3 protein-coding genes are annotated in these 13,784 nt (G+C 67.9%); all 3 read right to left on the reverse strand.

The window, feature by feature from the left end; all coding sequences use genetic code 11:
- Positions 1-35: 35 nt before the first annotated feature.
- The 3 genes from ACN28C_RS04645 to ACN28C_RS04655 all read right to left on the reverse strand — a co-directional run bounded on the left by ACN28C_RS04645 (position 36) and on the right by ACN28C_RS04655 (position 13,639).
- The gene (locus ACN28C_RS04645; RefSeq protein WP_422772346.1) at positions 36-6,845 is read right to left on the reverse strand and encodes a polymorphic toxin-type HINT domain-containing protein; all 6,810 of its coding nucleotides are present in this window, start codon (positions 6,843-6,845) and stop codon (positions 36-38) included.
- A gap of 90 nt (positions 6,846-6,935) precedes the next feature.
- On the reverse strand, positions 6,936-10,394 hold the full coding sequence (locus ACN28C_RS04650; protein WP_422774523.1) for a LamG-like jellyroll fold domain-containing protein: 3,459 nt from the start codon (positions 10,392-10,394) through the stop codon (positions 6,936-6,938).
- A 92-nt stretch (positions 10,395-10,486) separates the two neighbouring features.
- Positions 10,487-13,639, reverse strand: coding sequence for a DNRLRE domain-containing protein (locus ACN28C_RS04655; RefSeq protein ID WP_422772347.1), 3,153 nt, complete (start codon positions 13,637-13,639; stop codon positions 10,487-10,489).
- Positions 13,640-13,784 lie beyond the last annotated feature (145 nt).

Here is a 13,784-nt window from a genome sequence, read left to right on the forward strand (position 1 = left end):
CACCTACGGTGCATCGTGCCCCCACTACACCCCGTTCAATCCTGCCAACTATACCCCTCGTAATAGTTCCACCATTTCACCTCGTCGATCATCGAATTGAAGCGCGGGATGTCCTCTTGCGGAATGACCCACTCATACTCTTTCGCGCCTCTGGAATTCGCGTGTGGCCGACGGTATCGCGAGGCAGGGAACTCGCGTTCGAACTCCGGCTTCATGACGTACTCGTAATAGCCGGGTTCATACCCTTGACCTGCGTACTGCTCAGCCACCTGAGCACTTTCACCAAGATAGGCTGTACCGGTGTGCCTTCCATGCGCGCCGTGCGCCTCGGCACTCAATCCGCTTGCAGCGTCAGCCTTCTCGCCCAGATGCGGCGATCGGAAGAGTGAGATTCCACAATTGTGAACCAGAATTGACGTCTCGCCGGCGAGCGCGTAGTACGTGTGAATATCTTCGACCGTAAGGTTGTACACGCGCACTTTTTCTGTCCAGCGCTTGATGGCGGTGACTTGGACCCAGGTTCCGGCTGCGGTCTGGACGAGTTGGCCAATCTGCAACTCGGTCGCCGGCAGCCACGCCTTCAGCTCCGGCAGCCAGAACGGGTGCCCGGCGGTCGCTACCACCGCGTCAGTGGCCCCGTCGGCCGCACCGTTGACATCAACGGAGATCTCGACCAGGTTCTTCACACCCTGACCGACAATCGTGGCCACAACTGTCTTGACCGCCGTCTCCCCAGTCTCCGGGTCGGTTGCGATGACTTGATCGCCAACCTTTACCTCATCGATCGGCTTTGAGGTCCCATCGGCCATACGCACTCGACTGCCGCCGGTGAAGCTATTGCTCTCGCACGAGCCGCCACTCTTGCCGCCTTTTCGGCGTCCGCCGCTTCTTCCGCCTATTCCTCGACCGGAGCCTGTGCCGAATTCTTCCGCGTTTGCGATACCATGCAGCTTGATAATTTGCCATTCATAATCGCCGCAGTCCATTGCGCCGCAAGCAATCATAAGGACGCTCGTGGCATCCCATGAACATTCGAAGTTGCAATGGTCGCCGCCATACATCCGGTAGTACGTGCCCTTAGCCTCCCGGTATGCCTCTTCGAGGCCCGGAGGCGCCCCCGGCGGAATCCGCAGTCCGTCGAACGGCACGGGCGCCTTTGTTTCAGCTCTGTCCTGGCGCCAGGTGGCCTCGCGAAGCCGCCGCTTCTGCTCGTTGATCCGCTGCCGGCGCTTCCGATCCCGCTCCGCGGCGATCTTCGCACCGTTCCGGTAGTGCTTCTTGTAAGGGCTGTTCGAGTATGACGCCGCCTCCAGCGAGCCAATCCGGCCGGCGTAGACGTCGTCGGGCAGCAAGCCTGTCGGGTCGGAACGGGTGACCGGGTCGTTGTTGGCGTAGGTGTAGCCGTTCCACTGCTGCGGGTCCGTCAGATCCTGCACGGGGTCGACGCTGATGAACCGGCCGATAGTCGGGTCGTACTCCCGGGCGCCGAGGTGGGTGAGGCCGGTGCTGGAGTCCTGGGTGCCGCCGACGAAGCCCTTCTCCGTCGGCCAGCTTCCGGCCGGCGGCTGTACGCCACGCGGCCCGCCGAACGGCGTCGACCTGCGGTGGATGATGCTCCCGTCGTCGTCGACGACCGCCTGCCCCGTGCCGTGCTGGTCCGCGGCGAGGTACGACAGCCCGTCGACCTTGCGCACGATCGCACCGCCGCCCGGCACCGGGTAGTACCGGGTGCCGTCGACCGCCCTGGTCGCGTGGTCGAGCCGCAACTCCATCCCGGGCAGGTAGAGCGTTGTGGCGTCCGGCTCCTTGCGCAGTATCCGACCACCGTCCACGTCATAGACGAAGCTGGTGGTCCGGCCGGCCTCGGTGACCGACTCGACCCGCCCCTCCGGGTTCCAGACAAGCTCCTGGTCTTCGCCGACGGCGGTACGCCGGGTCGTGTTGCCCGCGTCGTCGTACTCGTAGGTGTGCAGCCGATCTCCGGCCGAGGTCCGCTCGGTTACCCGGGTCAGCGTGTGCGGCTGCGGCTGGCCCGGTTCCGGGTACTCATAGTCGCGCTCGACCAGAGACGAGCCGCCCGCCGCATGCTGGGTTTCCGTCTTCCGGTTACCGGCCACGTCATAGGTGTAGGAGTGGTGGTACGGCGCGACCCCACCGACCCCACTGGTCGCCGGTCCCCCGGCGCACGGATCGGTCGCGGTGCTCGCCGTGGCCCACGCCCGGACGAGTTGGCGCAGGTAGTCGTAGTTGAAGCACTGGATGTCGCGGATCCCGCTGGGCGTGTCCGCAATCGACGTGACGTTGCCCGCCGGGTCGTAGCCGTAGCGGGCATCGATGTCGACGACCGGTGCGCTGCTCCGGTCCAGCCGGTGCCGGTTGAGCCGCTTCGAGCCCTGCTCGTACTCGTACGTCGACCACACCAGGCCGGATCCGAGCGCGATCTGCGACTGGAGTACCTCGCCGGTCGACGTGTAGTCGACGGCGGTCAGGTACGGCACGACACCCTCGGTGCCGATGAGCCGCCGTATGCTGTCGTACTCGTTCACGACGACCTCGAACGGTAGGCCGCCGCCGTCGGTCATGCCGACCGACTGGACCGTGCCGTCCCAATTGTATTCCGTGCCGAAGCCGTAGAGCCCGGCCAGTTCCGCGCCGGCTGCCGCAGGCACCTCGTACCAGGTCTGGTGCGGCCGGTAGAACTCGTCGTAGTCCGTGTAGTAGGTGGTGTACTCGGCATCATCGGCGAACCGGGTCGTGCTGGAAAGTTGCCCCAGCGTCGGGTCGTCGTATCGCCACTGGCTGAGCAGCTCACCGGTCTCGGCCGCACCGTGGTAGGTGGCGGTCTTGCGGCCGATCTCGTCAAAGGTGTGGCTGATCGTCTTGCCAGCGCCGTTGGTGCTGCTGACCAGCCGGTCGAGGTCGTCGTAACGGTACGTCGACGTGCCCGCGTCCGGGTCGATCGTCTCGATTTTCCGGCCCCGCTGGTCGTAGGAGTGGCTCCAGATGTTGCCCGCGGGGTCCTTCATCGTCGCGAGGTGGCCGGCCGACGTGTAGGTGTACTCGGTTTTGTCGGCGTCGCCGGACGGTCCGCTGCCCTTGTACTGCCGAATCTCCACGACCTTGCCGAGGGCGTTGGTGACCGTGGTGCGTGGCGTTCCGCCCTCCGGCGGGTCGACGGAAACCCAGTCTCCTCCGTAGGTCGTCGTCGTGCGCCATTTCTCCACCCCAGCGACGGCGAAGATCTCGTGCCTGACCCGGTCCGCGCCGTCGTAGACGAAGAGCGTCTGTCCGTCCACGTCACCGTTGTTGACTGGAAGTATCTCGGCGCGTGGGGTACCGACCGCCGGGTACGGGTCGTAGGTCTTGTCGACCTGACCGGTAGGGGTGTAGAAGGTGTCGGCGACCAGGCGGAGGGTGCCCGGTCCCTCGGTCTGAGACTGTCTGGCCCGCAGGAACCCGTCGTACAACTGGTAGCTGACCCGGTAGGTGGCGTCGACGCGCCGCTCCTCCGACTTGACCGCGACCGCCTTGTCGGTCTCGATCAGGTAGGTGTACTTGAAGTTGGGCGCCAGTCCCGGCACCGTGCTGGTGTTCGGAAGCCACACCTTCGCCAGCCGGCCGAGCGGGTCGTACTCCGAAAGCGTCTTGTAGTCGTTCGGATCCTGCACGCTGATCTGGGTGCCCCAGGCCGGGTGGTAGTCGGTGACGGTCTCATGTTCCAGCGGATTGACCTGGACAACCTTCGTCGTCAGGCCGTGCGTCTCGGTATAGGTGGTGCGGGTTACCTCGCCGAGCGCGTTGGTCGCGATCAGTGGCCGACCATAGCTGTCGAACGTCCCTTCGGCGATCCGCACGTAGGTCGGGGTGGTGCCGTCGTGGCTGGCGAGCCGTTCGGACCGGGTGGGATTGCCCGTCGTTGGCGGGACGCCGTAGGCCTTGCCGTCGTACCAGGTCCGGACGTCGTTGAGGACCTGCGTCCGGCGGTCCGGTGTGGCCGAGCACAGTACCGACACCGTCTCGGTCCGGGCGATGAGCGAATAGAGGTGGGCCGTTGGATTGTCCACGTAGGTCGATCGGGTGCAGTCCTCGTCGCCGGTCTTGCTGACGTCGCCTTCGTTCTCGGTGCGGATGACCCGACCGTACGTCTCGTCGAAGACTGTCGAACTCCTGGTCTCCCGCCACTGGTTTGATCCGAACGCGGTGAGGCTCCGGGTGGCGGTGGTGTTGACGAAATGCGCCCGCTTGGTCATCCCGCTGTGCGACTCGGTCGCGGTGTTGTGCCGCCACGGCGTGCTGAGTGTCTTGGTGACCTCGGTCGAGCCGTCGAACGACTTGCTCTCGTACTCGAATCCGGAGAACTCGTCGTAGTCGACGTGGCTGGTTCCGGTCGAGTCGGTGACCGTTACTTCCCGGGTGCCGCCGGTCGGCTTTTTGTCGCCGTGCATGCCCCGCAGGTAGTAGTACTCGTTCCTGGTGGTCATGGTCTGGCCGCTGCCGCTGGTCACCTCGACCCGGCCGTAACCACGCCACTCGCTCCAGGTCAGGTCCTTGGCCTTGGTGAGTCCGTCCGGCTCGCTGTGCCGCCAGGCCGCGTCGCCGTGGTACTTGTAGCGGGTCACCATGTCCGGGGCACCGCCGGTGCGGTCGGTGCCGATCACCTCGGCGACGACGTACTTGTGGAACCAGTCGGTGATGTCGTTCTCGGTCCCGGTCGGATCCCACTTCACCGGATAGCAGCGTCGGGTGCTGTTCCCCGGAGTCGGCAGGTTGCCCTCGTTGCAGTCCTCGTCCGCGTAGGTGATGTCGATCTGACCACCGGTGTCGGTGTAGACGGTGGCCAGCCGGAACCGGACCAGCGGCGCGACCTGGTCCCCGGTCTTGTCGATACGGTTCGGCTTCTGCAGACCGGCGAATTCGATGTACGGCATGTCGATGCTGCCGTTGACCAAGCCGGTATGGGTCAGCTTGTAGAGCCAGAGGGTCCGGCTACCGTCGCCGTTGTCGGTGAACAGATGCTCGAGCTTCCACCGGTCCACCGGGGTCCAGCCGCTGGCTCCCCGGATCTCCGTGGTGACGGCGGTGAGCCGCTTCCGGGTCCAGAACGTCGGGCTGACCTGGTCCAGCTTGCACTTGGTGTCCTTGGCGCAGTTGCGGTCCCACGGCACGTCGTGCCAGCGGGCGGCGGTGGCGTCGGTCAGGTCCTCCGGGTCGCAGTTGGCGGGAGCGGAAAGACATCGCTCCGCAATATCGAACCGGACCCGCGCCGGGGCGTTGGTGCTGTAGACCGCGCCGTCCCGCTGGCCGTAGTCGATCCGCTTGAGCCAGCCGCCCCGGTGGTACTCGTCGCCGTTGACGTCGGTACGCCCGCCACGGGCGTAGTAGTTGCTCTCCCGCCCGTAGAAGTACGAGACGACCTGCCCGTTGCGGTCCTTGACGTAGTCGAGGTTCCACCGCCATGCCTGGTCGCAGTACGACTCGGCGAAGGTGGACTTCTTGCAGGGCTCGTCGACGCCGTTCACGGTGTCGTCGCCGTAGACCGGCACGGTCCAGGTGGAGAGGGTCTCCTCCTTGTTTGCGGACCAGCCGGGCAATCGGTTCAGCCCGAAGTAGTACTCGATGCCGTCGACCGTGGTGATCCGCCAGTACTCGCCGTCGTTGTCACCGTTTGTCGCGCCGGTCAGCTTCTCGATCTTGGAGCCGTCGTCACTGGCCGGCCGCCAGGTGTCGCCGACCCTGACCAACTCGGTGGAGGAACCGTTGAGCAGCATGGTGGCGTTGTCGAATGCCCAGCACTGGTCGGCCGACCGGTCGTGGCCGTCGTCCTTGCACGACTTGTACCGCCGCTCGATGTGGCCCGGCTCGTAGCTGAACCCCTCACCGATCCAGGAACCCTGGTTGTTGGTGGTGGCGGTCCGCCCGTCCACCGCCTGCGAGGAGTACGACAACCCGACGTTCGGCCCGCCCTCGCCGGGGACCGGCGGCATCCGCAATGGGTATGACCAGGTGAATCCGCCACTCGACGCTGAGACCGACCACTTGGCCGACGGGGAGAGCTGGGTAGCCGCGTAAGAGCCCTGCGAAGACGAGTCCTCAGCGACCATCGCGTAGAGACCACTGCCGCCGGTCGGAGTGGTCGCCTCGGCGGTGAGAGTGCGGTCCTCGCCGTTGTTGCGAGTGGGCACCGACTCTGCCGCGCACTCCGCCCGGTCCGGCGTGCTCAGCGCACACTCGGGGAGCCGCGCCAGACGCAGCCGCGCCCCGAAGTCACCGCCGTAGAGGTTGGCGATCCCTTCGTACCCCACGGTCAGCCCGACCTTTGCGGCGGACCGTTGCCCATCCGTGCGGCCCAGCCGGAACACCGGGCCGTCGACCCGGGCCCGCTGAGACACTGCGCGGTCCAGCACCTCGACCCGGACCCGGCCCGGAGTCGAGACATCGCCAGCGGCGGCGCGCTCCCCGGCAGCCGGCGTGGCGGCCGGGGCGACCGAGACGGTGAGCCCACCGGCCTTCACACCGGCGGCCAATGCGGCCCGGCCGGCAGGTCCGGTGGTGACGGGAATCTCCGCCGAGCCCGGCGCCGGCCAGGAGACCGGTACGGAGTCCTGGACCGCCGCCTCGAACGCCTCGTTCGGCTTCCGGTCCTTGACTGCCAGCGCCGGACGTTCCGGGACCTTCCGGGTCGGGTCGACGACCTCCGGCCTCTCCTGGCCGGCCGGTGCGGCCGAGGCCGGTGAGCTGGCCAACTCGGCCAGGGCGACGCACATCATCCCGGCCATTACCCAACAGAGCGGCCGGACCACCCGGCGCTGGAACGCGCCGGACGCGACCAAGACTCGGGAGAACATCGATTCCTCCAGGACGGGTAGTCAGGGGCATCGTCGGCCAGGTGGGACGGCCGGCGGGCCCGGACAGGGACCCGCCGACCGTCCCGGTCGTCAGTAGGTCGGTTGTTCCCGGAGCGGGTTGGTTATCCGCTGGACCAGAGTCCGGTCGGCGACACCGCTGTAGATTCGGACGTCGTCGATGGCGCCGGACATGTGCTCGCCGTGCGCGTTGTCGACAAAGGCCCGTCCGAGCTGCAAGCCTCCGGTCGTCTGGAACGGCGAGACCAGATCGATCGACTCGACCACCTCACCGTTGAGGTAGAACAGCATTTCCCGGGTATAGCCGTTGTAGACCACCGCGACGTGGTCGCCCCGGCCGTTCGTCTTCGGCGCCTGCTCCGAGTCCCGAACTATCGGTTCGGCGTCCGCCACGTCACTGTCGCGTACCGCGAGTTGCCATCGGCCTTCAGCGCTGCACCGCACGCTGACGGCGGTGTTATGCGCCCCCTTGAGCGACAGCACGGTCATCGGAGTGCCGAAACAACTGCTCCCCAGCCGGACCCGGGCGGCGATCGTGAAGCTGCCTGCCGTGTCGGCGTTGGCCGTCGTGCTGGCGTACGAGGCGGGCTCGCCGCTAAGCGACAGGTGGCCGCCGCCGAGAAGCGCCGACACCTGGTGGCGGAAGATGGACGCCCCGGCGCCGAGGGTCTGGCCGGCGCCACCGTCGTACTCCGGACTCGTCGTTCCAGTCACGGTGTTGAGCTGCCAGTATGCCGTCCGGCGCGGAGCAGTCTTCTTCAGCCCGTCGACCTCGCCGGCCTGGACCAGCCGGTCGAAAACGGAGACGTCCGCCAGGTCGCCGCCCCAGTGATCGGTGTAGCCGTGCTTGGTCAGCCGGCGGCCCAACTGGACGGCACCCCGAGACTTGCTCTGGGAGCGCCGCTGCGCGGTCACCGGCGCCGCGTCGCCGACCTGAAGCGACATCACCCGCTGTACGCCGTCGTAGCTCGCGGCCAGGAACGTCCACCCGGTGGTTGCCCCGGGCACGGAGACCTTCCACTCGCCCAACGAGACGACGTCGTTGACCGGCATCCGAAAGACCCATGCGCCGCCCTCGACGCCGAGACTGAAGCCCGGTTCGCCGGAGCCGTCCTGGCTGACCGCCACCTGCCTCCGGATGACGTCGGTCGCCTTCACCCAGGCAGTGACCGCGAAACTGTTCGCGGTATCGGTCAACACGTTCTCCTCGGTGGCGAGGTAGCCGTTCGCGATGCCGTTGAGCCGGGCCGCCGTGTCGGCGGGCCCGCCGGGACCCGGCACGCCGAACGTCACCCCGGTGCCGACCGAGGCGTTGAATCCGCCGTACGCGTCACCCGCGTCGCGCGCCCCCGCCACCTCGGTCAGCGCCCACTGCGCCGCCGGCGGGCGTTTGCCGACTCGGAAGGTGCAGGTGGCGATGCTGCTGGACCGATCACCCCGGTCGAAGGCCTGGACGGTGACGAACCGCGGTCCTTCCCGGTCCGGCAGCCACTGCACCGTCACCGGTCCGCCTGCCACGGACGGCACCACCCTGTTCTCAGGCAACGGGTTGGTGTTGAACCCGTACTCGTACGCGACGACGTCCGTGGCGGCCGAGTCGAAGGTGAAGCTGCTGTGAACGCCGATCGAGCCGCGCCACTCGTCGTCGGACAGGCACAGGTGCGCGTCGGGCGTACCATTGTCGGCCGCGTCGAGCGGCAGGAACTGCGGCGAGTCGACGTCCGGCGCGCTGGGGCTGGTCTTGTCGAAGATGAACTCGCAGCGGCTGCGACCCGTCGAACTCCACCCACCCCAGGTGGTGTTGTCGCTCGCTCGGACATCCCAGGAGATCACCACGTCCTGCGGAATGTCGGCCGGAACCACGTATTCGAACCTCGAGCCACTGGACTTCAGACCAGTGACGTAGGTACGAGTCTGAGCGGTGCCGCCCTGCGGTGTCCAGGTCACCCGGAACTCGCCCTTGACCTGCTCCGCATGCGCCGAGGAGTGGTCCGGATCGCGCAGCACCGCAGTAAGCTTCGGCGGGGTGTCGACGTACGGGCGGCTGGCCCCAGAGAGGCAGTCGCCGCCCGGGGACTGCGTCAGGTCGGCCAGGTTCGGCATCGACGGGGCCCGGTTGTACCGGACCGAGAGCACCGCGTTGTCGCAGAACCGCTTGCTGTGTTGCGAGTTGGTCTCGTTGGTGGCCTTCAGGCCAAGCGTGATCGATGCCGTGCCCCGCGCGGCGGCGAGATCTACCGCCTCCTTGACGTTCCAGCCGGCGTTCTGGTTGGTGGACGTACACGTCGACTGGGTGCCGGTCGGTGACCTGGTGTCCAGCAGGTTGGCGCCGGAGTCCCAGTTTGCTCCGCCCGGCTGGTTGCCCCAGTTGGTCGAGGAGCTGATCCCTCTCGGCATCAGGTAAATCGACGCTGCACGGGCGGTGGAGTTCCAGGCGTGCTGCATGGTGACCCGGAACTCTGCACTGAGGATCGTTTTGCCAGAGTACGGGGTGGCCAGGGTGTAGAGCAGTCGCTTTACTTTGGAGTTGTTGCAGGAGTTCGGGCAGAGCCCGATCCGCTCGTGCCGCTTGCCGTCGAACTTCCAGTACTCCTCGCTTGGGTAGCCGCTGTCCACCATCGCCCACGAGCTGTTGGTGGTCGCCTGCCAGACCGGGTCGAGGTAGACGGGCCAGTTCGTGGCCGGGTCGGCCAGCATTGCCGCGTCCGGAGTCAGCGTGAGCACGTCGTCGGAGAGGGTCAGGTCGACCGGCGCCACAGTGGCACCCTCCGGCGGGCCCCAGGTCGACTCGTAGTCGGACGGGTCGCCGGTCCGGGCCGCTCCGACGGTCTCCGGCTCGCCGCTGTCCCACATGATCGGGGCGTTCGCTTCGAAGACCGGGTTTCCGGTCGCCGGGTCGAGCGCTGCGAGTCCGCCCTCCTCCGTCTCCTGTACGGTGAAGCCCACTGCCGAGACCCCGAGTTCCAGGTTCTGCAACTCGGGCAGGTTCGCCGCTTCCGGGGTCTTCAGGACGACGACGTGCGCGAAGCCCTCGATCGTCGCGTTGACCACCAGGTCGACGTCCGGGAAGACCTCCGGGTAGACGGCCTGGTCACCGTTGAGCGTCGGAGCCGGCAGCGGATACGGCCACTGCAGGGCCATCGACCTGTTCTCCCGGGTCACCACCGCCAACGGCGCGGCACCCCCGCCGGAGAACTGCACGTCGATCAGCGCGGCGGTCGGCATGATGCCGTCGGGCCACTGGACCAGCGTCGCGTCGGCCGGGACCCAGGTGTCACCCTGGATGACTCGGACCGGCTGGGCATGGTCGTTGGCCACCAGGCTGCCGTCCGGCTGGGCGAAGACATCGCGGTACTCGCTGCGGTAGGCGAGCACCTCCACCGGCTGGTTGAGGGCCGCCGCCGCCACGATCGCCTCGGCCTCAGTGTCCCGGACCAACTCCTCCTCGACCGCCACCGGCGCAGCCTGCGGCGCCGTATCCGGCTCCGGCGCGAGCACCGCCGGAGAGAGCAGACCGGCCAGGCCTGCCAGCAGGCCGAGCAGAAAGGACCGGCTCCGCCGTCGCGTCCGACCAGCCACTGTGACGCCCTCCCCCATGAAGCTCTGCACGTCCATACGTCCCGTCACCCGATCGCCGCGCCGAAGGCGACCTCTTCGGCGGGCAGACCGCCCTCGCCGGGCCGCCACAGCCGGACTGGTGTGCTGAGGCCAGCGACCAGGTCCGACCAGGCCAGCGCGGCGACCGAGCCATCGCCGTACGGGCTGGCCAGGTAAAGGTGCTGCGACGAGCCGCCGAGGGAGAGACCCAGCAGTTCCCGACCGGTCGGGCTGCCCGGCAGCGTGCCGCCGCGCTGTAGGAGCAGCGAGCCGGTGTTCGGGTTCGCCGCGCCGCCGAAGATCTGCACGAGGCCGGCGTCCGGTGTGCCGGCGACATCCTGCCCGGGGGCCCCGACGGCAGCGACCAGCGTCTGGGCGGTGGCCACCTCGTTCGGCGCGGTGTTCACCAGGTGGACCCGCTCGCCGAAGTAGTCGCCCTCCTCTGCCTGGCCGGCCAACCCGTCGAAGCCCTCCATGACTCCGCTGACCCCCGAGGCAGCGGTGGCGGTCAGGTGGTAGCGGTGTACCTTGCCGGCATCCGCTGACGTCCCGACATCGGCACCCGGCTCGCCGACCAGCAGGAACGAATCCGGCTGCCCGACCGGCGCGCCTGCGGGCCGGTAGCTGGCCACCGCCACCGACTTGCCGTAGTTCGCGTTCGCGAAGCCTGCTCCACCAGTCTTGTCCGCGAGCCACTTCGGCCGGCCGGAAACCAGCTCGTGCAAGTAGACCGTGATCGCCCCGGCGAACTGCGCGCCGTTCGGCGTCGTCTCGCCCGGCCGGCCCGCCGCTATGTGATGCGCCGAGCCGGTGACCGAGTAGCCGAACCGGTCGTCGGTCTCGTTGCTATCGGTGGATCCGGTCACCGCCTGATCGAGCACCACGTTGACCGCGCCGCGCAGATAGTGGACCAGGCCGGCGTCGACCGCCGTGCCGAGGTCCTCCCCCGGTGCGCCGATCAGCAGGTACGGCTCACCCGAGGCGGTCCGGCCGCCGGCAACTGAGTAGCCGAACCAGTCCTCCGCCTCCAAGGCGTCCGGGGTGCTGCCGATGTCCTGGTGATAGGTCAGCGACGCGGGCCCCATGGTCAGTCCGGCCGGCGAGCCCAGCAGCACGTACACCACACCCACGTCGGCGAGGTTGTTCAGGTCCTCGTACGGCACCCCGACAGCCAGGTCGGTGCAGCCGTCGTTGTTGGCGTCGTAGCTGGAGATCGAGGTGCCGAAGCCGTCTCCGGCCTCGGCCCCGCCGGAGACCCCCGAGTTGTTCTCGTGCAGCGTCTGCACAGTACTGCTGCCGCCGTAGCTGATGTGGATCTGCCCGGCCTTTGCGAAGCCGTTCACTGTGGCCTCCGGGTCGGCGATGGCGATGTCGGCCACTTCGTCACCGTTGAAGTCGCTCTCAGCGCCACCGGTACAGCCGGCGGCCGGCGGTGCGGTGACGTAGACCGTCATCTCGCAGAACGACGACCAGACGTCGCTGCCGGCCACGCCGTCCGCCGCCTTCACCCGCCACCGGTACGTACCACCCTCGACGAACGCACCGGCCGGCACGGTGACTGAGGCGGTGGCACCGGAGGCGATCCCGGTGAAGGTGGTTGTGCCGATCGGGGTGCTGGCGTTCATCGCCCACCACTCGAAGGTGACCGACATCGTCGTACCGTCGCCATCCGAGACGGTGGCCCGCAATTGCGGGGTGAGTATGTTGACAAGCGGCCGGCCCGCCCCGGTCACGCAGGCCGACGCCGGCACCGTCGTCCGAGCCGTGACCGTCGGCCACGAGTTGTACGTCACCGACGCCTTCGGGTCCTCCGCGACGACACCACCTTCCCGGGACCGGAACTGTTTGAAGCCGGCCGGCACCGTCTCGTCGGTGGCCCGGATACCCATCCCGGCCCGGGTGCTGCCGGCGGTAGCGGCCCGCTGGAAGAAGCTCTTCCCGTCGATCGTCGCCCAGGCGTCGGCGCAGTTGGTCGACCCGTGCGTCGCCAGGGAAGTCGCCTCCTGCTGGTGCCAGGTGGGCTGGCTGGTGAACCGGGTGCTGTAGGTCGACGGATCGGTCGACCAGATCTCCCACGAGGTGGGGGTGCAGGTGTGCGACCAGAAGTTCCACAACGAGACCGTGGCAGCGGTGATCTGCTTGCCGGCCAGCACCGTCGTGTCCCAGGTGATGAACGAGCGGGCCAGCGTCGGCGGGGTGGTGGCCAGCAAGCCGATCTGGAGATCCGGCTCCTGGTTCTGGTCGGTGTTCACCGTCTCCCGCACGTAGGTGTCGAAGGTCGTGCCGAGCGGGTTCACCGTCGGGTCGATGGTGACCGGGAACGCCGTCGACGGGTTGCGCAGCCAGGCCGGGTCAGGGGTCAGAGTCAGTTCGACCCGGTCGCCCCGCTCCGTCACGTCGGTCCGGACCGACCGACGTGCTGCCGGAGCACCGGTGACGTCCTTCTTCGCGTCCCACATCAACGGGGCCGGAATCCGTGCGGTGGCGGCACCCGCCCGATCGGTCAGCGTGATGGCACCGTCCGGCTCGCGGCGGGATGCCGCGACTCCGGGACCGGTCAGCGGAAACCGGACCTGCGTGACCCGCTCGATCGCGGCTCGCGTCTTGACCAGGAGGAACTGTTCGAAGCCGAGCCGGGTCGCCTCGACGACGAGGTCGACGCCGGGCAGCGCGTCGACGTAGGTGGCGCGGTGACCGTCCAGCGTCGGAGTCGGTAGCGCGCCCGACCAGAGCATCGCGACGCGGTTGTCTCGCCCGCCGATCGCGGCCAACTCGTGCTCACCGGCGCCCCGCGCCCCGGCGATCCGAAGTCCGTTCGGATGGCCGGCCGGCTGCACCGTGCCGTCGGCGCCCGACCGCAGGCTGAGGTCGACCGGTACCCAGTCGGCACCCCGCCGGAACCGCTGCACCCCGCTGGCGATCTCGGCCCGGAACTGACCGTCGGGCAGCGCCCACACCTGCGTGGTTTCCGAGGTCAGGCTCTTGACCTCCACCGGCGCGCCGGACTCACGGGCGGCTCGCAGGGAGCGGGCCTCGTCGGACTGATGGGGGACTCCCCCGGAGACACCGTCCGGGCCGGCCGCCTCGTAGCGGGTCGGCTCTCCCGGTATGCCGATCAGGGCAGCCGCCGTGGCCAGAGCCAGGCAGGACCGTACAACCGCAGCCAGCGAGCCCGCCACGTCCACTCCCCGTGTCAATCTGTGATGTGCACGGAACTCTATGGATTCGTCACTGAGCACACAAGCGAAATTACAAACCGTGAGGACGGATCAGCCAAAGTGGACAAGACAACCGTCATGATCACTTCTGGGTAATCGGGAATCC

It is taken from the genome of Plantactinospora sp. WMMC1484 (assembly GCF_049315195.1).
GTDB lineage: Bacteria > Actinomycetota > Actinomycetes > Mycobacteriales > Micromonosporaceae > Plantactinospora.